Source organism: Dactylosporangium sp. CA-152071 (genome assembly GCF_050936335.1).
GTDB classification, from domain to species: Bacteria; Actinomycetota; Actinomycetes; order Mycobacteriales; family Micromonosporaceae; genus Dactylosporangium; species Dactylosporangium maewongense.
Genome location: NZ_JBNJMZ010000001.1, coordinates 7,995,480 through 8,022,331 on the forward strand (window position 1 = coordinate 7,995,480; position 26,852 = coordinate 8,022,331).

At 72.0% G+C, this 26,852-nt stretch carries 24 protein-coding genes; 23 read left to right on the top strand and 1 reads right to left on the bottom strand.

Annotated elements, in window-relative coordinates:
* Positions 1-257 precede the first annotated feature (257 nt).
* The 23 genes from mraZ (at position 258) to ACQEVZ_RS36155 (ending at position 25,259) form a co-directional block, all read left to right on the top strand.
* On the top strand, positions 258-689 hold the full coding sequence (mraZ, locus tag ACQEVZ_RS36045) for a division/cell wall cluster transcriptional repressor MraZ (RefSeq protein ID WP_344504031.1): 432 nt from the start codon (positions 258-260) through the stop codon (positions 687-689).
* A 336-nt stretch (positions 690-1,025) separates the two neighbouring features.
* Complete coding sequence (rsmH, locus tag ACQEVZ_RS36050; RefSeq protein WP_354898078.1) at positions 1,026-1,979, top strand: 16S rRNA (cytosine(1402)-N(4))-methyltransferase RsmH; 954 nt, start codon at positions 1,026-1,028, stop codon at positions 1,977-1,979.
* A 36-nt stretch (positions 1,980-2,015) separates the two neighbouring features.
* Positions 2,016-2,576: a hypothetical protein gene (locus ACQEVZ_RS36055; RefSeq protein ID WP_344503916.1), complete on the top strand. Its 561-nt coding sequence runs from the start codon at positions 2,016-2,018 to the stop codon at positions 2,574-2,576.
* 299 nt (positions 2,577-2,875) lie between these two features.
* Positions 2,876-5,287, top strand: coding sequence for a penicillin-binding transpeptidase domain-containing protein (locus ACQEVZ_RS36060; protein ID WP_433374864.1), 2,412 nt, complete (start codon positions 2,876-2,878; stop codon positions 5,285-5,287).
* A 45-nt stretch (positions 5,288-5,332) separates the two neighbouring features.
* Positions 5,333-6,844 (top strand): UDP-N-acetylmuramoyl-L-alanyl-D-glutamate--2,6-diaminopimelate ligase, encoded by a 1,512-nt coding sequence (locus tag ACQEVZ_RS36065; protein ID WP_433374867.1) that lies wholly within the window; start codon positions 5,333-5,335, stop codon positions 6,842-6,844.
* The gene (locus ACQEVZ_RS36070) at positions 6,841-8,238 is read left to right on the top strand and encodes a UDP-N-acetylmuramoyl-tripeptide--D-alanyl-D-alanine ligase (protein ID WP_433374870.1); all 1,398 of its coding nucleotides are present in this window, start codon (positions 6,841-6,843) and stop codon (positions 8,236-8,238) included. Before ACQEVZ_RS36065 ends, ACQEVZ_RS36070 begins: the two co-directional genes overlap by 4 nt.
* Positions 8,235-9,356 carry a phospho-N-acetylmuramoyl-pentapeptide-transferase gene (gene mraY / locus ACQEVZ_RS36075; protein WP_360558609.1) on the top strand — a complete coding sequence of 374 codons (1,122 nt, stop codon included), beginning with the start codon at positions 8,235-8,237 and terminating at the stop codon, positions 9,354-9,356. The genes ACQEVZ_RS36070 and mraY overlap by 4 nt, the downstream gene beginning before the upstream one ends.
* A gap of 108 nt (positions 9,357-9,464) precedes the next feature.
* Entirely contained in the window at positions 9,465-10,958 is a 1,494-nt protein-coding gene (locus ACQEVZ_RS36080; RefSeq protein ID WP_344503922.1) for an FtsW/RodA/SpoVE family cell cycle protein, read from the top strand.
* On the top strand, positions 10,958-12,064 hold the full coding sequence (locus ACQEVZ_RS36085; RefSeq protein ID WP_344503923.1) for a UDP-N-acetylglucosamine--N-acetylmuramyl-(pentapeptide) pyrophosphoryl-undecaprenol N-acetylglucosamine transferase: 1,107 nt from the start codon (positions 10,958-10,960) through the stop codon (positions 12,062-12,064). Before ACQEVZ_RS36080 ends, ACQEVZ_RS36085 begins: the two co-directional genes overlap by 1 nt.
* Entirely contained in the window at positions 12,061-13,497 is a 1,437-nt protein-coding gene (murC, locus tag ACQEVZ_RS36090) for a UDP-N-acetylmuramate--L-alanine ligase (protein ID WP_433374875.1), read from the top strand. Before ACQEVZ_RS36085 ends, murC begins: the two co-directional genes overlap by 4 nt.
* Before the next feature lie 17 nt (positions 13,498-13,514).
* On the top strand, positions 13,515-14,279 hold the full coding sequence (locus ACQEVZ_RS36095) for a cell division protein FtsQ/DivIB (protein WP_433374878.1): 765 nt from the start codon (positions 13,515-13,517) through the stop codon (positions 14,277-14,279).
* A 46-nt stretch (positions 14,280-14,325) separates the two neighbouring features.
* Positions 14,326-14,826 carry a DinB family protein gene (locus tag ACQEVZ_RS36100; protein ID WP_433374881.1) on the top strand — a complete coding sequence of 167 codons (501 nt, stop codon included), beginning with the start codon at positions 14,326-14,328 and terminating at the stop codon, positions 14,824-14,826.
* Positions 14,827-15,053: 227 nt separating this feature from the next.
* On the top strand, positions 15,054-16,157 hold the full coding sequence (ftsZ, locus tag ACQEVZ_RS36105; RefSeq protein ID WP_433374884.1) for a cell division protein FtsZ: 1,104 nt from the start codon (positions 15,054-15,056) through the stop codon (positions 16,155-16,157).
* Positions 16,158-16,216: 59 nt separating this feature from the next.
* The gene (locus ACQEVZ_RS36110) at positions 16,217-16,918 is read left to right on the top strand and encodes a YggS family pyridoxal phosphate-dependent enzyme (protein WP_433374887.1); all 702 of its coding nucleotides are present in this window, start codon (positions 16,217-16,219) and stop codon (positions 16,916-16,918) included.
* Between the two features lie 127 nt (positions 16,919-17,045).
* Positions 17,046-17,783: a cell division protein SepF gene (locus tag ACQEVZ_RS36115; RefSeq protein ID WP_360558681.1), complete on the top strand. Its 738-nt coding sequence runs from the start codon at positions 17,046-17,048 to the stop codon at positions 17,781-17,783.
* Positions 17,784-17,801: 18 nt separating this feature from the next.
* The gene (locus ACQEVZ_RS36120; RefSeq protein WP_344503930.1) at positions 17,802-18,107 is read left to right on the top strand and encodes a YggT family protein; all 306 of its coding nucleotides are present in this window, start codon (positions 17,802-17,804) and stop codon (positions 18,105-18,107) included.
* A 49-nt stretch (positions 18,108-18,156) separates the two neighbouring features.
* A complete protein-coding gene (locus ACQEVZ_RS36125) occupies positions 18,157-18,948 on the top strand; it encodes a DivIVA domain-containing protein (protein ID WP_344503931.1) in 792 nt (263 codons plus the stop codon).
* 214 nt (positions 18,949-19,162) lie between these two features.
* Entirely contained in the window at positions 19,163-19,930 is a 768-nt protein-coding gene (locus ACQEVZ_RS36130) for a hypothetical protein (protein ID WP_433377304.1), read from the top strand.
* Between the two features lie 1,206 nt (positions 19,931-21,136).
* Complete coding sequence (locus ACQEVZ_RS36135; protein WP_344503932.1) at positions 21,137-21,427, top strand: DUF167 domain-containing protein; 291 nt, start codon at positions 21,137-21,139, stop codon at positions 21,425-21,427.
* Positions 21,424-22,926, top strand: a complete 1,503-nt coding sequence (locus ACQEVZ_RS36140; RefSeq protein ID WP_344503933.1) for a potassium/proton antiporter — start codon at positions 21,424-21,426, stop codon at positions 22,924-22,926. The genes ACQEVZ_RS36135 and ACQEVZ_RS36140 overlap by 4 nt, the downstream gene beginning before the upstream one ends.
* 383 nt (positions 22,927-23,309) lie before the next feature.
* A complete protein-coding gene (locus ACQEVZ_RS36145) occupies positions 23,310-23,723 on the top strand; it encodes a TraR/DksA family transcriptional regulator (protein WP_344503934.1) in 414 nt (137 codons plus the stop codon).
* Entirely contained in the window at positions 23,720-24,343 is a 624-nt protein-coding gene (gene lspA / locus ACQEVZ_RS36150; protein ID WP_433377164.1) for a signal peptidase II, read from the top strand. Before ACQEVZ_RS36145 ends, lspA begins: the two co-directional genes overlap by 4 nt.
* Positions 24,336-25,259: an RluA family pseudouridine synthase gene (locus ACQEVZ_RS36155; protein ID WP_433374894.1), complete on the top strand. Its 924-nt coding sequence runs from the start codon at positions 24,336-24,338 to the stop codon at positions 25,257-25,259. Before lspA ends, ACQEVZ_RS36155 begins: the two co-directional genes overlap by 8 nt.
* Positions 25,260-25,317: 58 nt before the next feature.
* Here ACQEVZ_RS36155 and ACQEVZ_RS36160 read toward each other — a convergent pair whose 3' ends face one another.
* On the bottom strand, positions 25,318-26,814 hold the full coding sequence (locus tag ACQEVZ_RS36160) for a glycosyl hydrolase family 18 protein (RefSeq protein WP_433374897.1): 1,497 nt from the start codon (positions 26,812-26,814) through the stop codon (positions 25,318-25,320).
* Positions 26,815-26,852: the final 38 nt, after the last annotated feature.

Below are 26,852 nucleotides of genomic sequence, written 5' to 3' on the forward strand. Positions count from 1 at the left end.
GGCGAAGTTCGACCTCATAGGCGGTTTGTCCACATTTACGATCAGCCGAACCGACCGTACGGGTGACCGGTCGGCCAACCGCCCTCCACCCCGGCGCACCCCGTTTGACGTGGGATTTCTTCACGCACGCCGATGTCACTTCCGGTGTTTTCTCGTTGACGGTGGAGGGAAGTGGAGTACAGTGGAGCGCGATGGCGGAGCCGGGGGGCTCGGCCGGCCCCGGGGGGACCGTTCGCGGTGGGAAGGGGTGGATGTCGATGTTTCTCGGCACCCACACTCCCCGCCTGGACGACAAGGGCCGGTTGATCCTGCCGGCCAAGTTTCGGGATGAGCTGGCGGGAGGTGTCGTGATCACCAAGGGGCAGGAGCGCTGTCTCTACGTGTTTCCCGGCGCCGAGTTCGCCCGGATCGCCGAACAGCTTCGTGCGACACCGATGACCCACAAGGCCGCCCGGGCCTACAGCCGGGTGTTCTTCGCCAGTGCTCACGACGAGGTCCCCGACCGTCAGGGTCGGGTCACCATCCCGCCGCATCTCCGCGAGTATGCCGGGCTGGACCGCGAGCTCGTCGTGATCGGCGCGAGCACCAGGGTGGAGATCTGGGACCGCCAGGCATGGGACACCTACCTTGCCGAAAGCGAAGACGACTTCGCCGGGATCGAGGAGGGGGTGCTGCCGGGCGGGCTGTGAGGTCCATCTGCAGGCACCCAGTCGGACGCCGTGCCGCGAGCTCTCCAGCCGCTCCAAGGTCCTGACGCCACTTCCCCGGCGCCAGGGCGGAGCGAGCGGATGGGGAGCTGGCGGTACGGCGCTCGTGCACTACCGCACCGAAACGCACCGCGGCGCGCGATCAGGCACAGCAGCGCGCCGGAGCACAGCACCGCACGGAATGCGCAGCAGCGCACCGGAAGCCGCCGCCGACCCGCGAAGCAGGACGTGAATCACGTTTCAGCTCACCGGAGCACAGGGAACAGCAACGTTCAGCACGACGGCGGGCCGCGAACCCGCCGCGGTAGGGGGTCGACGATGGGGGAGCGGGACATTCACGTTCCCGTGCTGCTCGAGCGCTGCCTCGAGCTGCTCGCCCCGGCGTTGGACCGCGCGGGCGCGCTGCACCTGGACGCCACGCTCGGCCTCGGTGGGCACGCCGAAGCCGTGCTGCTGGCGCACCCGGAGGTGCGGCTGCTCGGCCTGGACCGCGACACCCAGGCGCTGCGCCTCGCGGGGCAGCGGCTGGCGCCGTACGCGGACCGGACCCGCCTCGTGCACGCCGTCTACGACGAGCTCGAGGAGGTGCTGGACGGTGAGGGGATCGACGGAGCGCTGTTCGACCTGGGGGTGTCGTCGATGCAGCTCGACGAGGCCGACCGTGGGTTCGCCTACGCCCAGGACGCGCCGCTGGACATGCGGATGGACCAGACGCGGGGCGTCACCGCGGCCGAGGTGGTCAACACCTACAGCCACGGCGATCTCGCCCGCGTCCTGCGGGTGTACGGAGAGGAGAAGTTCGCCTCCCGGATCGCGCAGGCGATCCTCCGGGAGCGCGGCAAGGGGGAGCTGAACTCGTCCGCCAGGCTGGCCGAGCTGGTCCGGGACTCGATCCCGGCGCCGGCGCGGCGGACCGGCGGGCACCCGGCCAAACGCACGTTCCAGGCGCTGAGGATCGAGGTCAACGGCGAGCTCGCCGTGCTCGAGCGGGCGCTGCCGGCGGCGCTCGACGCGCTGAAGCCGGGCGGCCGGATGGTCGTGCTGTCGTACCACTCGCTCGAGGACCGCCTGGTCAAACAGGCGATCGCCGGGCGGTCGCGGTCGACGGTGCCGGTCGAGCTGCCGTTCGTGCCGGCGGGCAGCGAGCCGGAGCTGAGAGTCCTCACCAGGGGAGCCGAGCTCCCCGACGCGGCCGAGGTGGCGGCCAACCCGCGGGCGGCGTCCGTGCGGCTCAGAGCCGTCGAACGCAAGCAACCCGCGGACAGCAAGTAACTGCAACAAAGGCACAACCTCTGGGGGAGGTGTGAGATGAACGTGACGACACTGCCGGCCGACCGGCCGCGCAGAAGTCAGCAGGGTGCATCGCGGTCGGGGGGCCGGACCACGGCGCGCCAGGTTGACGAGCGGAGCGACGCGCCGATCGACGGCGCGACCGCGCTCCAGCCGGATCGGGGGACCACCCAGCCTGCACCGCAGGACAGGCCGGCGCGGGAGCGGCGGGCGCCGCAGGAGAAGAAGGTCCGGGACGAGCAGCGGCCGAGGCTGCGCGTCGCGCCACCGGCGCCGGTCACCGCGCCGCGCGCGCCGTTCGTGGCGCTCGTGCTCGTGCTGGTGCTCCTCGGCGTGATCGGCATCCTCGTGCTCAACACGCGGATCGCCGAGAACGCATTCCGGCTCGACGCGCTCAGGACGAAGCAGAGCACCCTCGACCGTGACGAGGCGCGGCTCCGCAGCGACCTGGCCGACAAGGAGTCGCCGGTGACGCTCGCGGCGCGGGCCAAGCGGCTGGGCCTCGTGCCGTCGCGCACGCCGGCGTACCTGCAGCTGCCCGACGGCAGCCGGCTCGAGATGCCCGGCCCCGGCAAGTAAGCAGCTCGAAGCACATCCGAGGCACAGCGACGAAGCCAAACTCAACAACGGGAAGTTGCAGGACGATGGCTGGCGACACTCCTGATCGGCGGAGCAGCACCGAGCGGCGCGGGGGCGCCGGACGGGAGGCCGGTCGCGGCAGTGACGCCGGCCGACAGCGGACGGGCGGTCGCGCAGGCGCGGGGGGTGCCGGTGCGGCCGCCCGTTCCCGTGCCGGCGACACCGGGGCTAATCCCAGGGCCAATCCCAGGGCCAATCCCGGGACCGACTCCGGGGCCGAGCCGCCGGTGCGCGGCACGATGTCCGAGGCGCGCCGCTACACGCCCCGGGGGCGCTCCGTCCGTGACGCGTCGGTCGAGCACGGCGGCACGGGGCGGGGCGACCCGTTCCGGCCGGCACTGGAGGTGCTGCAGGGCGGCCGCGCCGACACCGGCCGCCGCGCCGCCGGCCGGGCCGCCGACAGCCCGCGCGATCCCGACACCGCCGCGGACCAGCACCCGCGGCGGTCGACCGACCCGCGGCGGACCACCAACCCGCGCGGCACGACCGACCCGCGCAGGACCGCCAACCCGCGCGGCACCGCCGAGCCGCGCGGCACCACCGACCCACGCAGGACGACCGACCGGCGCGGCGCGGCGGATGCCCGCAGGACAGCCGATCCGCGAAGGACGGCCGGTCCGCGCGCCGCGGACCAGCGGGCCGCGAGGATCGGCATCGACCGGGAGCAGCCCGGCCCGCGATCGCTCGACCGGGACGGGCACACCGCGCCGGACGAGCGGGCCACGGACCCGCGGGCACGGACGGGCCTGCCGAGGACGGCCCAGGCCAGGTCCGGCGCGCTACCGCTGAAGCGCACCGGCGCCGCCCGCACACCGGCGAGAAGAACCACCCCGGTGCGCAAACCCCGCAAGCAGAGCCGGGTCCGGGTCCCGCGCCTGCCGCGCACCAACCGCGCGCCGAAGCTCGCCGAGCCGCGCCGCCGGCTGCGGCTGGCCACGGTGCTGGCGCTGCTGATGTTCGCCGCGATCGCCATCCGGCTCGTCCAGCTGCAGCTCACCGACGCCAGCGCGTACGCCGCCCAGGGGCTCAAGGCCCGGCTGGTGCACGACGTCCTGCCCGCGTCCCGCGGCGCGATCCTCGACCGCAACGGCAAGATCATCGTGCACTCGGTCGAGACGCGCTACGTCGCCGCCGACCCGCAGGTGATCAAGGACCCGGAGAAGGCGGCCGACGACCTGTTCGCGATCCTCGCGGACTACGGGGTGCTGCGCTCCGACCTGGTGCGCAAGCTGACCCCGCACAAGGGCGCCGACGGCAAGACCGACATCCGCTACGAGTACGTCGCGCACCAGATCTCGATCGAGGACAGCGAGCGGATCGCCAAGCTCAGCTTCGCCGGCGCGCTGGAGATCGGCCGTGACGAGCGCCGGCACGTGCCCGGCTACGACTTCGCCTCCAACGTGGTCGGCTACACCAGCAGGTCCGACCTGTCCGGCCAGCTCGGCATCGAGAAGGCGTACGACGCGCAGCTGCGCGGCATCGACGGCATGCACACGTACGAGCGCGGCCAGGGCGAGTTCAACAAGCCGCTGCCGCAGGGCGTGCAGGAGCTGAAGCCGGCCCGCCCCGGCAGCTCGGTCGAGCTGACCATCGACAGCGACCTGCAGTTCCTGGTGCAGAAGTCGCTCGGCGACCGGATGGCGGCGCTCGGCGCGTCCTTCGGCACCGCGATCGTGCTCGACAACCGGACCATGGAGGTCATGGCGATGGCGAGCTACCCGTCGTTCGCCGCCAACGACCCCGGCAAGTCGGACCCCGAGGACCTCAAGGACCAGTGCACGGCGACGGTCTTCGACCCCGGCTCGATCCACAAGGCGATCGTCATGGGCGCCGCGCTGCAGGAGGGGCTGATCACGCCGTCGTCGACGATCACCGTCAACTCGAAGGTGAAGAAGGGCGACACGACCTACACCGACCACCCGCCGCAGCGGGACGGCACGCCGATGACCATCCCGGGCATCCTCGCGCTGTCGTCGAACGTCGGCACGATCGCCGTCGCGGACATGCTCGGCAAGGACAAGCTGTACGAGTACCAGCGCAAGTTCGGCCTCGGCCAGCGCACCGGCGTCGGCCTGCCGAACGAGTCGCCGGGGCAGCTCCTGCCGCCGGGCGAGTGGACCGGCTCCAGCCCCGGCTCGATCCCGATCGGCAACGGCGTGGCGACGACCGCGATCCAGATGGCCGCCGTCTACGGCGCGATCGCCAACGACGGCCTGTGGGTGCAGCCGACGCTGGTCCGGAAGATCATCGCGCCGGACGGCACGGAGACCAGGCCGCCCGCGCAGGCGACCCGGCGGGTCCTGGATCCGGTGTACGCGCAGCAGCTGCGCACCATGCTGGAGGGCGTCACGACGCTCGACGACGCGACCGGCCACCAGGCGGCGATCCCCGGCTACCGGATCGCGGGCAAGACCGGCACGTCGAAGCTGCCCAAGGACGGCGGCTACGCGCCAGGTGACGTGGTGTCGTTCATCGGCATGGCGCCGGCGGAGGCGCCACGCTACGTGGTCGCCGTCACCGCGCACGTGCCCGGCGGTGCGGGTGGTTCCGTCGCCGCGCCGTTGTTCAAGGACATGATGGCGGTCACCCTCAGTAGCTTCGGGGTGGCACCGACGGGCACCGAGCCGCCGAAGCTGACGATCTACCCGTGACACCGACTCTGCCGCTTCCCGGCGGGACGGGTAGGGTCTGACCCCGTGCCCGGCTATCCCCGACCGAGGAGTGTCCGCCCCGTGCTCGCCGTCGAGCTGGCGGCCCTCGCCGGTGCGCCCATGGTGGCGCAGGACGGCGAGGTCGCCGTCACCGGCGTGACCCACAGTAGCTCCGCGGTGCGCCCCGGTGACCTGTACGCGGCCCTGCCCGGGTCGCGGGTGCACGGCGCCCAGTTCGCCGGTCAGGCGAAGGAGGCCGGCGCGGTCGCCGTGCTCACCGACCCGGCCGGCCTCGCGCAGATCGGCGGCCTGACCGGCGACCTGCCCGCGATCGTCGTCGACGACCCGCGCGCGGCGCTCGGCGGCATCGCCTCGCACGTGTACGGCGAGCCGACCCGGCAGCTGACCACGATCGGCATCACCGGCACCGCCGGCAAGACGTCCACGGCGTACCTCGTCGAGGCCGGGCTGCGGGCCGCCGGTCAGGTCACCGGTCTCATCGGCACGGTCGAGACCCGCCTCGGCGACCTCACCATCGACAGCGCCCGCACCACGCCCGAGGCGACGGACCTGCACGCGCTGTTCGCCGCCGGCCTCGAGCGCGGCGTCGAGGCCGTCGTCATGGAGGTCTCCAGCCACGCCCTGGAGCTCGGCCGGGTCAACGGGGTCCGGTTCGCCGCCGCCGGGTACACGAACTTCGGCATGGACCACCTCGACTTCCACCCCGACGTCGAGGCGTACTACGCGGCGAAGGCCAAGCTGTTCGACGGCCGCGCCGCCACCGAGATCCTCAACCTCGACGACGAGCGGGTCATGCGGCTGCGCAAGCCGGCGTCGTGGACCTACTCGGCGGCCGGCGACCCGGCCGCCGACGTCCGTGCCACCGGCATCACACCCGACGGCTACGGCCAGCGGTTCACCGTCACCCGCCGGGACGTGTCCGTCGCGTCCGGCGTGGGCCTGCCCGGCCGGCACAACGTCGCCAACGCGCTGCTCGCGATCGCCGCGCTCGTCGCCGTCGGCGTCGACCTCGCCGTCGCGGCGAAGGCCGTCGCGGAGGCGCCCGGCTCACCCGGCCGGATGGAGCGGGTCGACGCCCCCGGCGACGTGCTCGGCGTCGTCGACTACGCGCACAAGCCCGACGCGATGGTCGAGGTCCTCGCCGCGCTGCGGACCCTCGCCGCGTCCCGGGGCGGCCGCGTCGTCTGCGTCGTCGGCGCCGGCGGCGACCGCGACCGGGGCAAGCGGCCGCTGATGGGCCGGGCCGCCGCGGAGGGCGCCGACCTGGTGGTCGTCACCGACGACAACCCCCGCACCGAGGACCCCGCGGCCATCCGGGCGGAGGTGCTCGCCGGCACCCGGGGCGCTACCGCCACCGTCGTCGAGGTGGACGGCCGGCGCGCCGCGATCGACCACGCGGTCGCCCAGGCCCGGCCCGGCGACGTGGTGGCGGTCCTCGGCAAGGGCCACGAGCGCGGCCAGGAGGTCGGCGGCGAGGTCCTGCCGTTCGACGACCGGGTCGAGCTCGCCGCGGCGCTGCGGGCGGTGACGTCGTGATCCCGTTCACCGTCGCCGAGATCACCGCCGTCGTCGGCGGCACCCTGCACGCCACCGACCCCTCGGCGGCCGGTGCCGCGGTCGTCGACGGCCCCGTCGAGTACGACTCCCGCAAGGTCGAGCCAGGCGGGCTCTTCGTCGCGTTCGCCGGCGCGAAGGTCGACGCGCACGACTTCGCCGCCAAGGCCGTCGCCGACGGCGCGGTCGCGGTCCTCGGCAGCCGCCCCGTCGACGGCGTGCCCACGATCGTCGTCGAGGACCCGCGCGCCGCCCTGGGGCTGCTCGCGCGGGCCGCCCTGGAGCGACGCGACGACATCACCGTCGTGGCGATCACCGGCTCGTCGGGCAAGACGAGCACCAAGGACCTCATCGCGGCGCTGCTGCGCACCGCCGGGCCGACCGTGGCGACCATCGGGTCGGAGAACAACGAGCTCGGCACCCCGTACACGGTGCTGAAGGTCACCGCCGACACCCGGTTCCTGGTGCTGGAGATGGGCGCGCGCGGTGGCGGGCACCTGGCCTACCTGTGCGGCATCGCGCCGCCGGACGTGTCCGTGGTGGTCAACGTCGGCACGTCACACATCGCCGAGTTCGGCTCCCTGGAGGGCACCACCCTCGCCAAGGGGGAGCTCGTCGAGGCGCTGCGCCCGGGCGGTCTCGCGATCCTCAACGCCGACGACGAGCGGGTCCGGTCGATGGCGTCGCGCAGCGCCGCGCCGGTGCGCTTCGCGGGTGAATCGGAAGTGTCTGATTTCCGGGCCACCGACGTCGAGGACCTCGGCCGCGGCCGGTTCGGCTTCACGATGCACCTACCGGGCACCGGCCCGGTCCAGGTGCGGCTCGACGTCGCCGGACGGCACCAGGTCGGCAACGCGTTACTCGCCGCTGCCGTGGCGTCGCACGCCGGTGTGGATGCGGCCACGATCGCCGCCACACTCGGCGATCTAGAGGGCTTGTCGAGCCGAAGGATGGATGTCTTCGACCGTGCCGACGATGTCACGGTCATCGACGACTCGTACAACGCCAATCCGGCGTCCATGGCGGCGGCGCTCCGGGCGCTCGTCGCGGTGGCCGGCGGGCGGCGGATGATCGCCGTGCTCGGCTCCATGGCAGAGCTCGGTGAGTATGAGCGAACCGGACATGAGGAGGTCGGTCGTCTCGCCGCTGAGCTCGGCGTCGACCGCCTCGTGGCCGTGGGCGAGCAGGCCGCGCCGATCCTGCACGGTGCGTCCGTCGTGGCGAGTTGGGGAGGAGACCCGGTGCTCGTGACCGATCAGGAGGCCGCCGTCGCGCTGCTGCGCGCCGAGCTGCGGCCCCGCGACGTGGTTCTGGTCAAGGGATCCAGGTACCGGACGTGGGACATCGCCGACGCCCTGCGGGCGGGCGTCAGGTGAGGGCCGTCTTCGTCGCCGCGTTCGTGGCGTTCCTCATCTCGCTGTTCGGCACCCCCATCGCGATCAAGTACTTCACCAGGCTCAAGGCCGACCAGCCGATCCGCGCCGACGGACCGCAGGGCCACCTGGGCAAGAAGGGCACGCCCACGATGGGCGGCGTGGTGTTCATCTTCGCCACGCTCATCGCGTACACCGGCGGGCACATCGCGCTGACCACGCTGCCGGACCAGCAGCTGCGCCCGAGCGGCCCGACCGCGACCGCGGTGGTGCTGCTGGGCCTGTTCGTCTTCACCGGCCTGCTCGGCTTCCTCGACGACTACCTCAAGGTCGCCAAGCGCAACAGCGACGGGCTCAACAAGCGCGGCAAGCTCATCGGCCAGGCGTTGATCGGCGCGATCTTCGGCGCGATCGCCCTGTACGTGCCGGCGAAGCAGACCGGTGACGCCGTCGTCACCACGGTCGCCAGCCCGAAGCTGTCGTGGGTGCACGACATCGACTGGCTCGACATCACCAAGATCGGCGCCGTCGTCTTCTTCGTGTTCGTGGTCATGTCGATGTCCAACGCGGTGAACCTCACCGACGGCCTCGACGGCCTCGCGACCGGCACGTCGATCCTGGTGATCGGCAGCTACATGGCGATCGCGTTCTGGCAGTACCGGCACTGGTGCGCCGACCCGGAGTACACCGCCAGCTACTGCTACGACGTCCGTGACCCCCTCGAGATGGCGCTCATCGCCGGCGCGGCCGTCGGCGCGCTGGTCGGCTTCCTGTGGTGGAACACGTCACCGGCGCGGATCTTCATGGGCGACACCGGCTCCATGGCGCTCGGCTCGCTCATCGCCGGCCTCGCCGTGGCGACCAAGACCGTCCTGCTGCTGCCGCTGATGGGCCTGCTGTTCTTCATCATCGTCGTGACGTGGATCATGCAGATCGGCTCCTACCGCACGACCGGCAAGCGCATCTTCCGGATGGTGCCGCTGCAGCACCACTTCGAGCTCGCCGGCTGGAGCGAGGTCAACATCGTGGTCCGCTTCTGGATCATCGCCGGCCTGGGCATGGCCGCGTCGCTCGGCCTGTTCGCCGCCGACTTCCTGCGGGTGATGAGCGGCTCCGGCTGACCCCGCGCGTCCGGCCGGCATCACGGCGCGCCGGACATCGAACCGGTCCGACACGCCGGGACCCCGTGGTCGCCAGACCTCGCGGGTCCCGGCGGCATGATGGTCCCCATGCGGGGCGATGGGGAGCAGGACACGTCGGCGGCGGCCGCGTCGGTGCCACCAGCGGCGGCCGCGTCGGTGCCACCGGCGCCGGCCAACCAGGCGGCGGTGCCCGCAGCGCCCGGCAGCGGGATCCTCGGCTGGTTCGACGCGCTGCGCGGCCTGCTCGACCGGCCCCTCGCCTCCTACTACCTGCTGCTGTCCAGCGTCGGGCTGCTGGTCTTCATCGGCCTGGCCATGGTGTTCTCCGTCACCGGCGTCGAGGGCGTCGCGGAGTCCGGCGACCCGTTCGGCCCGGTGTTCAAGCAGACGATCTTCGCCGTGGTCGGGCTCGTCGTGTTCTGGGTCTGCCAGCGGCTGCCGGTGCGCACGTTCCGGGCCATCGCCGTGCCGCTGCTCATCTCCGCGTTCGTGCTCATGGCCTTCGTCGACCTGATGGGCTGGCTCTCCGCCAGCCGCACCCCGCCCGGCGAGAAGGTGAAGCCGATCCACCTCGGCCCGATCTGGGCCGAGGACCTGTGGCTGCACCTCGGCGGCATCCAGGTCCAGCCGGCGGAGCTCGCGAAGGTCGCCCTCGTCGTCTGGGGCGCCGACCTGCTGGTGCGCAAGGGGCGCACGATCCTGTCGTGGCGGGAGCTGTTCATGCCGCTGCTGCCGGTGACGGTGGCGCTGCTGCTCCTCGTCGGCTACAACGACCTCGGCTCCATGATCTGCCTCGTGGTCCTCTTCACCGGGCTGCTGTGGGCGGCCGGCGCGCGGCTGCCGGTCTTCGCCTGGCTCGGCGGCCTCGCCGCCACCGGCGTGCTCGCGCTGATCCTCCTGCCGGCCGAGAAGGACTACCGGCTGGCCCGCATCAAGGTGTTCTTCGACCCGTCCATCGACCCCGAGGCGCGCAACGGGCGCTACCAGTACCTGCGCGGGCTGTGGGCGATCGGCAACGGCGGCTGGTTCGGCGTCGGGCTCGGCGAGAGCCAGCTGAAGTGGGGCCGGCTGCCCAACGCGCACAACGACTTCATCTTCGCCATCGTCGCCGAGGAGCTCGGCGTCGTCGGCTGCCTGGTCGTCCTCGTCCTGTTCGGCATGCTCACCTACACGGGGCTGCGCATCGCCCGCCGGGTCGAGGACCCGTTCCGCCGGCTCGCCGCCGCCGCGATCACCATCTGGTTCGTCGGGCAGGCGATCATCAACATCGGCGGCGTGGTCGGGCTCATGCCGATCACCGGCCTGCCGCTGCCGTTCATCTCCGACGGCGGCACCGCGCTGGTCGTGGCCCTCGGCGCGGCCGGGATGCTCAGCTCCGCGGCCCGCGCCGAGCCCGACTGCGCCAGAGCCATGCATGCCCGTCCGCCGCGAAAGTGGGTGCGACTACTCTGGGCGCCGTTGCCGCCGCTGCCGCGCGCCCGCGCCGACAGTGACGGTGACGTCCCCTCGACACGCGCGACGGGTCGTCCACTGACGCCGCAGGGCGGCAGCCCAGGGCGGACCCGCGGAAGGAGCTCCTGATGGCAGCGCTGCGCTCCGTGGTGCTGGCCGGCGGAGGCACCGGCGGGCACATCTACCCGCTGCTCGCCTTCGCCGACTGCCTCCGCAGGCACGACCCGGGTCTGCGGATCACCTGTATCGGCTCGGAGCGTGGGATGGAGGGTGAGATCATCCCGCAGCGCGGCTATGACCTGCGCCACGTCCCGGCCTTCCAGCTGCCCCGCTCCGTGAACATGAACCTGGTCCGGACCCCGGACCGGATGTACAAGTCCGCGAAGGCGACCCGCGAGATCCTCGACGAGGTCGAGGCGGACGCGGTGGTCGGGTTCGGCGGCTACGTCTCCGTCCCCGCCTACCTCGCCGCGTGGCGGCGCAAGACCCCCACGATCATCCACGAGGTCAACGTGCCCGTGGGCGTGGCCAACAAGATGGGCATGCGCTTCACGAAGCACATCGTGCTCGGCTTCCCCCACCAGGCGCAGCAGATCCCGTCGGTGGCGCACGCCGAGGTCGTCGGGGTGCCGCTGCGGCAGAGCATCGCCACCCTCGACCGGGCCGCGCTGCGGGAGCGGGCCCGCGCCCACTTCGGGCTCGACCCGCACCTGCCGACGCTGTTCGTCTTCGGCGCGTCGGCCGGCGCCCGCTCGATCAACCTGGCGGTGTCCGGCGCGGCGAAGCAGATCACCGGCTCCGGGGTGCAGGTGCTGCACATCATCGGCGCCCGCAACGACGACGTCGAGGTCCCCACCGGCCTGCCCGCGCCGTACGTGAAGGTCAAGTTCCTGTCGGAGATGGAGCTCGGCTACGCGGCCGGCGACCTGGCGCTGTGCCGGGGTGGCGCGATGACCTGCGCGGAGACCGCCGCGGTCGGCATGCCGGCCATCTACGTGCCGCTGCCGTGGGGCAACGGCGAGCAGCGCCGCAACGCGCTGCCGGTCGTCGAGGCCGGCGGTGGCCTCATCGTCGAGGACGGCGACCTCTCCCCGCAGTGGGTCACCGACACCGTGGTGCCCCTGGTGCGCGACGGCGCCCGGCTCGCGGCGATGAGCCGCGCCGCCGCCGGTTACGGTCGCCGCGACGGCGACGAGGCCCTTCGCCGGTACCTGCTGAAGGTGGTCGGAGCATGACGGATTTGACCGCCGAGGACCTCGGCAGGGTGCACCTCGTCGGGGTGGGCGGGGTCGGCATGAGCGGGCTCGCCCGGCTCCTGCTCACCCGGGGCATCCCCACGTCCGGCAGCGAGCTGCGCGAGTGGCCGCAGCTGGCGGCGCTCAAGGCACTCGGCGGCACGATCTTCCGCGAGCACCAGCCGGCGAACCTCGACGGGGTCGACACGGTCGTCTACTCGACCGCGATCCCGCAGGACCACATCGAGCTCGTCACGGCCCGGGAGCGGGGGCTGCGGGTCATGCACCGTTCCGAGGCCCTCGCCGCCACGATGGTCGGGCGCAGGAGCGTCGCGGTCGCCGGTACACACGGCAAGACGACCACGACGTCGATGATCACCCTCATGCTCCAGCACGCCGGGCTCGATCCGTCGTTCGTCATCGGCGGGGAGATCTCCGAGGTCGGCTCCAACGCCCACCACGGCAGCGGCGAGCTGTTCGTCGCCGAGGCCGACGAGAGCGACCGGTCGTTCCTGCTCTACAACCCGCACGTCGCGGTCGTCACCAACATCGACGCCGACCACCTCAACACGTACGGCGACCTGCAGGGCCTCGAGGACGCGTTCGTCGAGTTCTGCGCCCGCGTCGAGCCCGGCGGCTTCGTGGTCACCTGCGCCGACGACCCCGGCGCCCAGCGGATGATCGTGCGGGTCCGCGAGGCCGGCGGCGACGTCGTCACCTACGGCACCGCCCCCGACGCAGACCTGCGCCTGACGGAGGTGCGCTCCTCCGCGCAGGGTGTGCGCTACGTGGCGCACCACGAGGGCGTGCCGCTCGGCGAGGTGCACCTGCCGATCCCCGGCGCGCACCTCGGCCTCAACTCGGCGGGGGCGCTGCTCACCGCCCTGCGGCTCGGCATCCCGGCCGAGTCGGCGATCGAGGCGCTGTCGACGTTCCCCGGGGTGCGGCGGCGCTTCGAGTTCAAGGGCGCCGAGGCCGGCGTGCGGATCTACGACGAGTACGCGTACCACCACGTCCCGATCGAGGCGGCGATGCGCACCCTGCGCGAGGTCGCCGGCGACGGGCGGCTGATCGTGGTGTTCCAGCCCTACCGGATGTACCGCACCCGCGACTACCTGACCGAGATCGCCGCCGCGCTGTCCCTGGCCGACGAGGCGATCATCATGGAGGTGTTCGGCCCGGGCGAGGTCCGGGAGCCGGGGGAGGGCGGGGTCGCGCTGACCGCCGCCGTCGACCTGCCCGAGGACCGCAAGGTGTTCGTGCCGTCGTGGGACGACGTGCCGGGCGAGGTCGTCGCCCGCGTCCGGGAGGGCGACGTGGTCGTCACGATGGGCGCGCCGCCGATCTCCCTCATGGGTGACGAGCTGCTCGCCGCGCTCAAGAACGCCGGCGACGGCTACGTCGGCCGGCACAACCGCCCCGACGGCGAATGACCAGGGACTGACCGCCCTTGACGTCCACGCGCGGCTGGCGGCTGGTCCTGGCACCCCGCTCGGCGCCCGCCGGCTCGTCGCAGCGCCGCTTCGCGCAGCGGGCCCGGCGGCACCGCCTCCGCGTCGTGCTGTCCTGGCTGGTCGGGCTCGGCGTCGTCGCGTTGCTCGGCGGGGCCGTCGCCGTCGTCTACGCCACGCCGGTGTTCGGGGTCCACGGGATCCGGGTCACCGGCGTGTCGGCGCTGACGGCCCAGGACGTCCGGGACGCGGCCGGGGTCGCCACCGGCACGCCCCTGGCCCGGCTCGACCTCGCCGCGGTGGAGCGGCGGGTGCGGACGCTGAAGCCGGTCCGGACGGTCACCGCGTCCAAGGACTACCCGCGCACCCTGGTCCTCGCGGTGCGCGAGCGGACGGGGATCGCCGTGGTGCCGGCGGCGCTGGGGTTCGTGCTGCTGGACGCCGACGGCGTGGCGTTCCTCCCGGTCGGCTCCGCGCCGGCGGGGCTGCCGGTGGTGCGCCTCGCCTCGCCCGCCCCCGGCGACCCCGCCACCCGGGCCGCGCTGACCGTCCTGGCGGCGCTGCCGCCGTGGCTGCGGTCGCAGATGGTGGCCCTGGCCGCCGACGCGCCGACGCGGGTGCGGCTGGAGCTCACCGAGGGCCGCACGGTCGTGTGGGGCGACGCGACCCAGAACGAGGCGAAGGTCAGGGTGTTGCAGGTCACGAAGATCCTGCCGGACAAGACGCTCGACGTGAGCGCCCCCGGGGTGGTGCTGGAGCGGTGAACCGTGTCGACGTCCATTTCGCCGGCGACGAGCGGTCGCTGGAGCGGTGAACCGTGTCGACGTCCCTTTCGCCGGCGACGAGCGGTCGATGGTGCTCGGGTGGCTCGACTGGCACCGGGAGACCGTGCACGTGAAGTGCGCCGGGCTCGCCGAGGAGGACGCCTGGCGGACCCCGCTGCCGGCGTCGCCGCTGACCAGCGCCGCCGGGCTCGTGTCGCACCTCACGGCGGTCGAGTCGTACTGGTTCGAGCGGGTCGTCGCGGGGCTGGACGTGCCGGTGCCGTGGAGCGATGGCGACCCCGACGCGGACTGGCGCCGGACGCCCGGTGCCACCCTGGCCGGCAACCTCGGCCGGTACCGGCGCCAATGCGACGTCTCGCGCGCCCTGATGCGCGACGTCGATCTCGACGGGACGGCCGCGGGACTGCGGCGCGGCGCGCCCGTCGCGGTCCGCTGGGTGCTTCTGCACATGATCGAGGAGACCGCCCGTCACAACGGACACCTCGACGCCGTTAGGGAATTGGTCGACGGCGTCGTCGGGGAATAGCCGACACGCCGGGCGGCGGTCCTTGGATCGCGACAGTCGGGCCCTTACCTTGCGATAAGGCATTAGTTGACATAACTATAAGCCTCTAGTAAAGGGTGAGGGTTTGCGGGACCCACATCCAGTGCGTCTGCATGGCGGACGCCGCCCGTCGCGGGGCCGGGCTACACCAGTCTGACGGCTCCGGGAAGGGATCGGCGCTCGCCAACCTCGAAAGGAAAGGCAGTCCGATGACACATCCGCACAACTATCTCGCGGTCATCAAGGTCGTCGGCATCGGCGGCGGCGGGGTCAACGCCGTCAATCGCATGATCGAGGTTGGCCTCAAGGGCGTCGAGTTCATCGCGATCAACACCGACGCCCAGGCCCTGCTGATGAGCGACGCCGACGTCAAGCTCGACGTCGGCCGGGAACTGACCCGCGGGCTCGGCGCCGGCGCCAACCCCGACGTGGGCAAGAACGCCGCCGAGGACCACCGGGACGAGATCGAAGAGGTGCTCAAGGGCGCCGACATGGTCTTCGTCACCTGTGGCGAGGGCGGCGGCACGGGCACCGGCGGCGCGCCGGTGGTGGCGAACATCGCGCGGAAGCTCGGCGCGCTGACGATCGGCGTGGTCACCCGGCCGTTCTCGTTCGAGGGCAAGCGCCGGCAGGTCCAGGCCGAGGCCGGGATCGAGGAGCTGCGCAACCAGTGCGACACGCTCATCGTGATCCCCAACGACCGGCTCCTGGCGCTCGGCGACCGGGGCATCTCGATGATGGACGCCTTCCGGCAGGCCGACCAGGTCCTGCTCTCCGGTGTCCAGGGCATCACCGACCTGATCACCACGCCCGGCCTGATCAACCTCGACTTCGCCGACGTGAAGAGCGTCATGAGCGGAGCCGGCAGTGCCCTCATGGGCATCGGCAGCGCGCGCGGTGACAACCGGGCCGTCGAGGCGGCCGAGTCGGCGATCTCCAGCCCGCTGCTGGAGCAGAGCATGGACGGCGCGCGCGGGGTGCTGCTGTCCATCGCCGGTGGCTCCGACCTCGGCCTGTTCGAGATCAACGACGCGGCGCAGCTGGTCACCGACGCGGCCCACCCCGACGCCAACATCATCTTCGGTGCGGTCATCGACGACGCGCTCGGCGACGAGGTGCGCGTCACGGTGATCGCGGCCGGGTTCGACGGCGGCGCGCCGGCCTACCGGCCGGTCGAGGCCCGCGCCCCGCGGCCGCAGCACCACCACCAGCCGAAGGAGTCGGCCCCGGTCGAGCGCCAGGCCCCGCCGCCGCCCCGGCGGGTGCTGTTCGACGACGTCGACGTGCCGGACTTCCTGAAGAACGGCGCCTGAAAGAATCGGGTGGGTCCTCCGGGGCCCACCCGATTCGTTTCGCATGCTCGGAGGGCCACGTGGGCGACGCACGGACCGCGGAGATCGAACACAACCTGGCTGTGGTCCGCGCCCGGGTCGCGTCGGCCTGCAGGGCCGCCGGGCGGCCCGCCGACGAGGTGACCCTGGTCGCGGTCACCAAGACGTACCCCGCCGAGGACGTGACCCGCCTGGCCTCGCTGGGCGTGCTGGACGTGGGGGAGAACCGGGACCAGGAGGCCGCCCCCAAGGCCTCCGCGTGCCCCGCCGAGCTGCGCTGGCACTTCATCGGTCAGCTGCAGCGCAACAAGGCGCGCTCGGTCGCCTCGTACGCGTCGGTCGTGCACTCCGTGGACAGCCTGCGGCTGGTGGACGCGCTGACGGACGCCGCGGTGCGGGCCGGACGCGACACGCCGCTGGGCGCGCTCGTGCAGGTGAGCCTCGACGACGACGAGCACCGCGGCGGCGCCGTCACCGGAATTATCGAACAGGTGGCCGAATCAATCGCGGCGAGCCCCGCTTTGACACTCAAAGGTGTGATGGCCGTCGCGCCGCTCGGATGGGATCCGGACGCGGCATTCGAGCGACTCGCCGCCGTATCCGCCCGCCTGCGGATCTCCTTTCCGGACGCGGACTGGATTTCCGCCGGCATGAGCGACGACCTCGAATCCGCGATTTCGCACGGCTCGACACATGTCCGTGTCGGTAGCGCATTGCTCGGAAATCGACCCCCACTGGGGTAGCCTGACCGCGGGAACGGAAAAACTACACGGGTGTGGTTCTGCGCCGGCGGGGCGGTGTCACACCATCGTGATCGGTGGCACCGACAACGGGGGGAAGTGCCGCATGGCGGTGGACGGAGGAGCGCGCATGGGTGCTCTGCGCAGGGCGGGTGTATGGCTCGGGCTCGTCGAGGACGACGACGAGCGGGGCTACGACGACCGTCACTACCGGGGCTACGGTGACGACTTCGCCGACGACGAGGACGACGTCGACGAGGTGCCGGCGCCGCGTGCCCGCATGACGTCCGACCGGCTCTCCGTGTCGGACCGGCTCTCGGTGTCGGACCGGCTCTCCACCTCCTCCTCGGAGCGGCTCACCGCGTCCGAGCGCCTCGCCGCCGCCGAGCGGATGACGACCTCGGAGCGCCTGACGGCGTCCGAGCGGCTCTCCGCGGCCGAGCGCGACGCCGCCGCCGCGAGCCGCAGCACCGTGCGCTCGATCACGCGGCCCACGACCGTCAGCTACCCGACACGAGACAACCTGGCGATCGCGCCGCAGCCGGTGACGAGGGAGCGGACAGTGGTCGAGGAAGAGGCCGACGACCGCCGCTACGCGATCACGACGCTGCACCCCACGACGTACAACGAGGCCCGGACCATCGGCGAGCACTTCCGTGACGGCCACCCGGTGATCATGAACCTCACCGAAATGGACGAGGCCGACGCGAAGCGACTGGTCGACTTCGCGGCAGGACTGGTGTTTGGCCTGCGTGGTAACTTCGAGCGGGTGACCAACCGGGTCTTCCTGCTCTCTCCGGCAAATGTCCAGGTCACCGCAGAGGACAAAGCTAAGATCGCCGAGGGCGGGTTCTTCAACCAGAGCTGATGCGAGGACTCAACGGCCGTGGTGTCCATCACCCTGCAGATCGTGTATCTGCTGCTCTACCTGTTCCTGGTGGTGCTCCTCGCTCGCTTTGTCATGGGCTATGTGATGCAGTTCGGCCGCCGCTGGCAACCGGGCCGGGGCGCGGCGGCAGCGCTCGAAGTGGTGTGGAGCGTCACCGATCCGCCGCTCAAAGCGTTGAGGCGGGTGATCCGTCCGCTGCGTATTGGTACCGTGGCCGTGGACCTGTCTTCGCTTGTGCTGCTGGTTATCCTGTTCGTGCTGATGAACGTCGTGGTAAGGCAACTGATCGAGGTGTTCTCGTGACTCGCCCCGATCGGCGGCCACGCGGCCGCAACTGACCCGAGGAGTTTCGATGCCGCTGACCCCGGCCGACGTCCACAACGTCGCCTTCAAGAAGCCCCCCATCGGTAAACGGGGCTACGACGAGGAGGAGGTCGACGCCTTCCTCGACGAGGTCGAGCGCGAGCTCGCCCGTCTGATCGAGGAGAACAACGAGCTGCGCGCGCAGCTCGAACGCGGTGGTGGCGGTCGCGCCCCCGCCGGTCCCAGCGGCGGCGGCGACCCGCGCCTGGCCTCGGAGCTGGCCGACCTCAAGACGCAGTTCGAGCGCGTCCAGCGGGAGAAGCAGTCCGCCGAGCAGGCCGCTCGCGGCATGCAGCAGGAGCTGGACCAGATCCGCTCGCAGGGCGGCCCGGCCGGCGGCGACGGCGAGCAGCAGGCGCTCCGCGTCCTGATGATGGCCCAGCGCACCGCCGACGACCACGTGTCCGACGCCCGCCGCGAGGCCGACAAGCTGCTCTCCGACGCCCGCACCAAGGCCGAGGAGGTCACCCGCGACGCGCGCGCGAAGGCCGACGCGCTGGAGCGCGACGCCCGGCAGCGCCACCAGGAGGCGATGGGCGGTCTCGACGCCAAGCGCACCGCGCTGCAGAAGCACATCGAGGAGCTCAAGCAGTTCGAGCGGGAGTACCGGACCCGCCTGAAGGCCTACCTGGAGAGCCAGCTGCGCGACCTCACCGGCCGCGAGCAGAGCCTCGAGGCCGAGATGGCCGCCCGCAACGAGGCCGCGCCCCGTGCCGCGACCGGTGGCACCGGTCTCGCCGCGGCGGGCCTCTCGGGTGGCTACGAGGGCGCGGGACGCTAGTCCCTCCGCTTTCAGTTCGGCAACCTCGGCGGCTCATCAGGGTGACCAGCACAGAGCACTGACACGCCGGTCAATGCGACACGCGGCGCCCCAGTCGAAATTCGGCTGGGGCGCCGGTCGCTATCCGGGGTCTCGTTCGTTGTACGGGCTGAGAGACACTCGCCCGGGACCGTTGCGCAGCATCTGCCGGGCTCAGCTTGCGGAGGGGTAGGCCGTGATCGTCGGAAGTCTGCTGCTGATCGTCGTGGCCGTGGGCCTGCTCGTGGTGGGCCTGCTGCAAGGCGCTGACGCCCTGCTGGTGGCGTCGATCGGGGCGAGCCTCCTCGCGGCGGTCGCCCTCATCGTCGGTGGCCGCCAGGCCGCCGCCGCCCGCTCGTCCCGCACCGTGCGCACCGGCCGGCAGGTGCCCAACGACGAGCGTTACGACCCGTTCGAGTCCCGCCTGGACGCTGACAGCGTCCGCGAGGCCCGCCAGCCCGTCGGCGTCGGCACCCGGTCCACCGGCGGCACCACGTACGGCCGCGGCGCCGGTTCTGGTTCCGGTGCTGGCTCCGGCTCCGGCTCAGGCGGTCCCGCCCGGCTCGCGGACAGTGGGCGGACCGACGCCAACGTGCCGCCCGTCGACGAGACCGCGATCACGCCGCCCGTCCGCGACGAGCCGGTCGTGCCGCAGCAGCCGTACGACGACTACCCGGCCTCCCCGGACGGCGAATGGTCCGTCGACGGCGAGGAGTTCGACGACGAGGACCCGGAGGACGAGCCCCCGATCCAGCCGTCGTCACCCGCCGACATGGCCCGCGTCGCCACGATGCAGGACGAGGTCCTGGTCATCGACGGTCGCCCCCGCTACCACGTGCGCGGCTGCGTGCACCTGCTCGGCCGGGAGAGCGAGCCACTGCCGATCAGCGAGGCCGTCGAGCTCGGCTTCACCCCCTGCAGCGTCTGCGAACCCAACGACGCCGTCCTCGCCGGCCGCGCCTGACCTTTCGCCCTTCTTCGGCGCACGCCGCGGCCCGAGCCGGACGGACATCCGTCCGGCTCGGCCCCAGGCGTTCACTCCACCGGGCCTGCCGCGGACGCCGGACCAGGCTGGGCGCTCCCGGCCGTCGGACCGCGGCCGCGCCTGACCTCTGACCTGCCCGCTCGTTTCTTTCGGCGCACGCCGCGGCCCGGGCCGGCGCACTTCCGTCCCGCGCGGACCCAGGCGGACGTCCGCTGCATTTGGCCCCGCCACGGAAAACGGAGCCGCCTGGACGCCTCCGGCGATCGGACCCGGCCGGGCTTCCGGCCGTCGGACTCCCGGCTCTGGGCACGCTCACCGGCTCCCGGCTCTGGGCACGCTCACCGGCCGACCGGGCCGGCCGACCGACCGGGCCGGCCGTCGTCGACCGGCCCGGCATGTGCTCGGACACCCGGAGGGGCGGATCACGCCTACCGCCGGACGATCCAGATGTGCCCGGCTGGGCGTTTCCGCGCGGCGGGAGCTCGGCGCCCACGGGGTGACGGTGGGGCGGGCGCGGGACGACTCCAGGCGAGGCGTCCGCGGGCCAGCCTGGTCGTCTTGACAGGGCAGCCTGGTCGTCCCCGGCCAGGCACTTCCACGCAGGCGACCACGCAAGCACCTGCGGGAGAGGCGTCCGTAGGCCGGCCTGGTCGTCCCGGCTTGGCTGGCCAGGACCACCCTGTCCTGAAAACAACCCCGGCCTGAACAACCCGGCCTGAACAACCCCGGCCCTGACGCTCCGGGCTGAACAACCCCGACCTGGAGGCTCGGGCCTGGACGCTCCGGTCTGGACGCCCGGGCGCTGACGCGTAGACGACCTCGGGCGAGGCGTCCGTGGGCCTGCCTGCTCGCCCCCGGCTGAGCCGGCCTGGCCGGCGCCGCGACCGGGTGCTTACGCGCGGGCGGCCGTGCGGGCGAGGCGAGGCGTCCGTGGCTGGCCTGGTCGTCGTGCTGGGGGCGACGGACCCGGCACGGGCGTCGTTTGCGGGGCACGTCGGGGACCTCGGCGGTGACGGCGGCCTTGTCCTACACCGTAACGTATCGGGAGAAATTGATCTCGGAGTTACTACCTTCAGTGGTGGCAAGGTAGCTGCGGGTGGCGGGTCGTGAGAGGTGACCGGTCCGGGTGATGGTCCACCGGTCTGGTCGATCGCCCACGAACGGGTGAACCTTCACAATAAAGGCATGCCCACCATCGCGATCCGTGTCAAGCCGGGTGCCTCGCGCACCGCGGTCGGCGGGAGCCACGCCGGACCGTACGGCCCGGCGCTGATCGTCGCGGTCGGCGCCCGCCCCGTTGACGGGCAGGCCACCGAGGCCGCGCTGAAGGCCCTCGCCGGCGCGCTGGGGCTGCGGCCGTCGGCGCTGCGGCTGAAGGCGGGCGCCGCCAGCCGGGACAAGCTCGTGGAGCTGCCCGAGACGTTGCCGGAGGGGCACGCCGCACGGCTGGCCGCGCTGATGGACCCCTCGCATTGAGCCACGAGTTCAACCTCGCGCTGCTCATCGGCGCGGCGGTGCTGCTGGTCTGCGTGGGTGCGGTGCGTCTGTCGGTGCGGCTCGGTCTGCCCAGCCTTCTGGTGTACCTGCTGCTGGGTGTCGTGATCGGCGAGGCGGGGCTCGGCATCAACTTCGAGAACGCGGAGCTCACCCGTACCCTCGGCATCTGCGCGCTCGTGGTGATCATCGCCGAGGGTGGTCTGACGGCCCGCTGGTCGACGCTGCGTCCGGTGCTGGGGCCGGCCGTGGTGCTGTCGACGGTGGGCGTCGCGGTGAGTGTGGCGGTGGTCGGTGTGATCACGCACTTCGCGCTCGGCGCCGGTTGGCAGCAGTCGCTCCTGTACGGGGCGGTGCTGTCCTCCACGGACGCCGCGGCCGTCTTCTCCACGCTGCGCAGGATGCCGGTCCGGCCACGGCTCGCCGCGATCCTGGAGGCCGAGTCCGGCATCAACGACGCGCCGGTGGTGATCCTGGTCGTGCTGCTGTCGCTGCCGGAGGGGGTCACCGGCCCGTGGTGGGAGCAGCTGGGCCTGGTCGGCTACGAGCTGCTCGCCGGCGCCGTCATCGGGCTCGTCGTCGGGTTGGGCGGGGCCTGGGCGCTGCGCCGCGCCGCGCTGCCGTCCGCCGGCCTGTACCCCCTGGCCGCGGTCGGCCTGACCGTGCTGGCGTACGCGGTCGGCTCCGTCGCGCACGCGTCGGGCTTCCTGGCGGTGTACGTGACCGGTGTCGTGCTCGGCAACTCCCGGCTGCCGCACCGCAGGGCGATGCTCGGTTTCGCGGACGGGTTGGCGTGGCTCGCCCAGATCGGGCTGTTCGTGCTGCTCGGCCTGCTCGCGTCGCCCAGCGAGCTCGGCGCGGCGGTGCTGCCGGCGCTGGTCGTCGGCCTGGTGCTGATCCTGCTCGCGCGGCCGCTGTCGGTGCTGGTCAGCGTCACCCCGTTCCGGTACGGCTGGCGCGACCAGGCGTTCCTGTCGTGGGCGGGGCTGCGCGGCGCGGTCCCGGTCGTGCTCGCCACGATCCCGCTGTCGGCCGGCCTGCCGGGCGCGCAGACGCTGTTCAACGTCGTGTTCGTGCTGGTCGTGGTCTACACGGCGGTGCAGGGGGTGACGCTGCCACCGGTCGCGAAGCGGCTGGGCGTGGCGGCACCCGGCGAGACGACCGACCTGCAGGTGGAGTCGGCGCCGCTGGAGCGGATGGGCGCTGACCTGCTGCAGCTTGAGGTGCCGGTCGGCTCGAAGCTCAACGGCGTGCACGTGGACGAGCTACGATTGCCTGTCGGTGCGGTCGTGACGCTGGTGCTTCGCGACGGCGGCGCGTTCGTGCCGGAATCGCAGACCCGCCTCAAGACCCGCGACAGTCTGCTGATCGTCGCCACCGAGCAGGTGCGTGACGCGGCGGAGCGCAGGCTGCGAGCGGTGAGCAGGCGAGGAAGACTTGCGCGCTGGTTTGCCGAACATGGCGAGGATCGGCGCCAATAACTGATCCAATTGGTCGGAATGCGTGTGGCATGTTTGTCGGACGCGTGTACATTCCGTATTCTTGCCAGCCACTGGAGTGCGCGACGGCGCGTCGCGCGCCCGTTTTGCATCTGGGGGAAGCCATGGCCGAGCGAGCGGGTGGCGTGCCGAAAGACACGTCCGCGAGCACCGCCGGGCAGCATGACGCCGCTGATGTGACGCGTGTGACCACTGTGACAACAGCACAGAAACGCGGCACTCGGCAAGCGGCGGCTCGGGGGAACAGCACCACGTCGGCGCAGAGCAAGCGCGGCAACACTGGGGGGCTTGCGGACGACGCGGGCGGCTCAGGCACCACATCCAACACGTCGCCGATCGCCGCTCGTGCGGCCAAGGGAGCCACGATGGCCAAGACCGCCGAACCGAAGACCGCCGCAGCCAAGGCCCGTGGCACGCGCACCGCCGCGGAGACGGAGAAGATCCGCGTCGCGCTGATCGAGCGGCGCGACGAGCTCAAGGCGGAGCACGACCAGACCCTGGCCGAGATCGCCGAGCTGCAGCAGCACCGGCTCACCGACTCGGCGGGCGACGACCAGGCCGACACCGGCACCAAGACGTTCGAGCGCGAGCAGGAGATCACCCTCGCCAACAACATCCTCGAGCGGGTCAACCAGGTCGAGCGGGCCCTGGAGCGGCTCGACGAGGGCGGCTACGGCTGGTGTGAGAAGTGCGGCAACGCGATCCCGGTCGAGCGGCTGGCGGCGTTCCCGTCGGCTACGCTCTGCGTCACCTGCAAGCAGTTGGAGGAGCGGCGCTGACCACCCAGGACGACACCACCACGACCACCCCCCGCGGCAGCCGGCGAAAGGCCTGGAGCCTGTTCGGCGCTGTCGCGGTCGTGGTGATCGGCATCGACCTCGCAGTGAAGGAGTGGACCACCTCCGTCATCGCGCACGGCGAGCCGGTGAAGCTGCTCGGCGGCCTGATCTATGTGATCTACGCCCGCAACAGCGGCGCGGCATTCAGCATGTTCAGCGACCTGACGTGGGTCTTCCCGATCATCGCCTCGGCGGTGATCGCCTGGCTGCTCGTCATGGTCCGCACGACCGTCTCTGTGCCATGGGCGGTCGCGCTCGGCCTCATCCTGGGCGGCGCCACGGGCAACCTCGGCGACCGGATCTTCCGGGCGCCGAAGCCGTTCCACGGCCACGTCGTGGACATGTTCAGCTTCCTCGACGACCACGCGGGGCACTTCCCGGTGTTCAACATCGCCGACTCGGCGCTGACGGTCGGCGTGGCGCTGGCGATCCTGCTGGAGTTCACGGGCCGCCGCCGCGACGGCACCCGGGCCGGGAAGGGCGAGCCCGCCGAGTCCAACCCGCTCTCGCTGGGCTACGGGCCCAGCGGCCGGGTCGGCAAGGACCCCAGCGATGCGTGAGACCCGGTCGATGCCCGTCCCCGACGGGCTCGACGGCAGCCGCCTGGACCAGGCGCTCACCAGGCTGTTCGGCTTCAGCCGGACCGTGGCTGCGGCGCTGGTCGAGGCGGGTGACGTCGCCGTCGACGGGCAGATCCGCGCGAAGTCCGACAAGGTCACCGGTGGCGCCTGGCTCGAGGTGACCCTGCCCGCGCCGCCGTCGGAGGTCACGGTCGAGGCCATCCCCGTCGACGGCCTGCGCATCGTGTACAGCGACGACGACATCGTCGTGGTCGACAAGCCGGTCGGTGTCGCCGCGCACCCGAGCCCCGGCTGGACGGGGCCGACGGTCATCGGCGGGCTCGCCGCGATGGGGCTGACGATCGCGACCAGCGGCGCCGCCGAGCGCCAGGGGGTCGTGCACCGCCTCGACGTCGGCACCACCGGGCTCATGGTCGTCGCGAAGAGCGAAATGGCCTACAGCATCCTGAAGCGGGCGTTCAAGGACCGCGAGGTCGAGAAGCGGTACCACACGGTCGTCCAGGGCCACCCGGACCCGCTGCGCGGCACCATCGACGCCCCGATCGACCGGCATCCCGGCCACGACTACAAGTTCGCGGTCGTCTCCGGCGGCCGGCCGAGCATCACGCACTACGACACGATCGAGGCGTTCCCGTCGGCGAGCCTGCTCGACGTCAAGCTGGAGACGGGGCGCACCCACCAGATCCGGGTGCACTTCTCCGCCCTGCGGCACCCGTGCGTCGGTGACACCACGTACGGCGCGGATCCGACGCTGTCGGCCCGGCTGGGGCTGGGGCGGCAGTGGCTGCACGCCCGGGAGCTGGGCTTCATCCACCCGCGGGAGGGCGAGTACGTGTCGTTCGTCAGCGACTACCCGCCGGACCTCAGCAACGCCCTGGAGGTCCTCGCGGCCTGACCGCCGTGGTCCGTCCCTGGATGAACCGCGGCGGTCAGGTTTCTTGGCGAAGACAGTGCTACACGAGGGTGACGTCGTCGGCGTAGATCGTGCCCGTGCCGTACCAACCGTGCACCCACACCTTGATCGAGGTGGAGCTGCCCGTGTTGACCGTGACGGTGAGCTTCGTCCAGGTCGATCCGCCCGGCGTCCAGGTGCTCACGTCGCCGGTGCCGGTGGTGGCGCCGAGGAACGCGTAGTTGCCCTGCACCCAGGCGCTCAGCGTGTACGTGCGGTTCGCGGACACGCCGACGGTCTGCGAGCACTGCGCGGTGTCCGAGCTGGACGCGGCCGCCTTGAGCGCCTTCGTGCCGCCGTGCACGGGGGTGGTGACGACGCTGCCGAGCGCGCACGTCCACGGGCTCAGGGCACCGGTCTCGAAGCCGCCGTTGACGATGCCGCTGCCGGGCGGGGTGCTCGGGCTCGTGCTGGGGCTGGTGCTCGGGCTCTTCGACACCGACGGGCTGGGCGAGCCGGGGCCGCTGTCGCCGCTGGTGAACGGGTTGAAGATGTGGGAGAACTCCCAGGTCTGCTGCTGGATGCCGGAGCAGTTGTCGGCCGCCGCGCCGCCGGGGCAGCTGCCGTTGTCGCGTTGCAGCGCCCAGAACGACAGCGCCGCGATGCCCTGCTGGTTGGCCCAGTTGAGCACGGTACGGGCGTCGGCGAGGGTGAACGTCTCGGCGGGGCCGAAGTCGTCGACGCCGATCATCTCGGTGACGCCGATCATGGCCCACCGCTGCGCCGCCGTCTTGGCCGGCCACAGCTGCCCGAGCTGCGTGTGCAGCCCGTTGGACGCGGTGATCGTGTCCTGGGCCATCTGGTGCGGCTGGTTGTCGTAGTAGTCGAACGTCATCTGGTTGACGTAGTCGATCCGGGCGTTGTTGGTGACCGCGTTGCGCAGCACGGCGAGGCCGCTGGGGGCGAGCCCGGTCGTGGTGGTCGGCAGCGTGTACTGGAACTGCACGGTCCGGCCGTTGGCGGCGGCCCAGTCCTCGGTCAGCTTGATCGCCTTGTTGCGCCGGTCGATGCCCGCGGTGTTGGTCAGCGAGTTGTCCTCGATGTCCAGGTCGATGCGGGTCACGTCGTACGTGGTGATCACCTTCTGGAACTGGGCGGCGATCTGGTTGACGTCGGTGCAGCTGTCGGCGATCTCGGTGCCGCCGTTGTCGGCCGCGTAGCCGCCGAAGCTGGGGATGACGTCGCCGCCGCGGGCGCGGATCGCGGCGATGTCGGCGCCGAACGTCGAGTTCGCGATCGGCATGGACGTGTCGCCGTTGAAGTAGACGGTGCACGAGCCGCGGGTCGCGGTCTGGACGAAGGCCAGGGTCAGGTGCTTGACCCCGGACTGCTGGGACAGCCCGTTGAGGCTGTCGCCGTTGTACGCCTCGAAGTACGGGGCGAACACGTGGGCGGGGAGCGTGGCGGCCGCCTGGGCGGGGGCGGCGACCATGAACGCGACGGCGGCACCGAGGGCGGCTGCGGCACCGAGGGCGGTCGCGATGGCGGGAGCTCTCACGAAGGCACCTTTCTATTAGGAAACCTTCCTGATAGATA

Excerpts from the sequence above, each read along its gene's own strand:
- mraZ (WP_344504031.1), top strand. The coding sequence starts at position 258 with ATGTTTCTCGGCACCCACACTCCCCGCCTGGACGACAAGGGCCGGTTG.
- rsmH (WP_354898078.1), top strand. The coding sequence starts at position 1,026 with ATGGGGGAGCGGGACATTCACGTTCCCGTGCTGCTCGAGCGCTGCCTC.
- ACQEVZ_RS36055 (WP_344503916.1), top strand. The coding sequence starts at position 2,016 with ATGAACGTGACGACACTGCCGGCCGACCGGCCGCGCAGAAGTCAGCAG.
- ACQEVZ_RS36060 (WP_433374864.1), top strand. The coding sequence starts at position 2,876 with ATGTCCGAGGCGCGCCGCTACACGCCCCGGGGGCGCTCCGTCCGTGAC.
- ACQEVZ_RS36080 (WP_344503922.1), top strand. The coding sequence starts at position 9,465 with ATGCGGGGCGATGGGGAGCAGGACACGTCGGCGGCGGCCGCGTCGGTG.
- ACQEVZ_RS36085 (WP_344503923.1), top strand. The coding sequence starts at position 10,958 with ATGGCAGCGCTGCGCTCCGTGGTGCTGGCCGGCGGAGGCACCGGCGGG.
- murC (WP_433374875.1), top strand. The coding sequence starts at position 12,061 with ATGACGGATTTGACCGCCGAGGACCTCGGCAGGGTGCACCTCGTCGGG.
- ftsZ (WP_433374884.1), top strand. The coding sequence starts at position 15,054 with ATGACACATCCGCACAACTATCTCGCGGTCATCAAGGTCGTCGGCATC.
- ACQEVZ_RS36115 (WP_360558681.1), top strand. The coding sequence starts at position 17,046 with ATGGGTGCTCTGCGCAGGGCGGGTGTATGGCTCGGGCTCGTCGAGGAC.
- ACQEVZ_RS36125 (WP_344503931.1), top strand. The coding sequence starts at position 18,157 with ATGCCGCTGACCCCGGCCGACGTCCACAACGTCGCCTTCAAGAAGCCC.
- ACQEVZ_RS36135 (WP_344503932.1), top strand. The coding sequence starts at position 21,137 with ATGCCCACCATCGCGATCCGTGTCAAGCCGGGTGCCTCGCGCACCGCG.
- ACQEVZ_RS36145 (WP_344503934.1), top strand. The coding sequence starts at position 23,310 with ATGGCCAAGACCGCCGAACCGAAGACCGCCGCAGCCAAGGCCCGTGGC.
- ACQEVZ_RS36155 (WP_433374894.1), top strand. The coding sequence starts at position 24,336 with ATGCGTGAGACCCGGTCGATGCCCGTCCCCGACGGGCTCGACGGCAGC.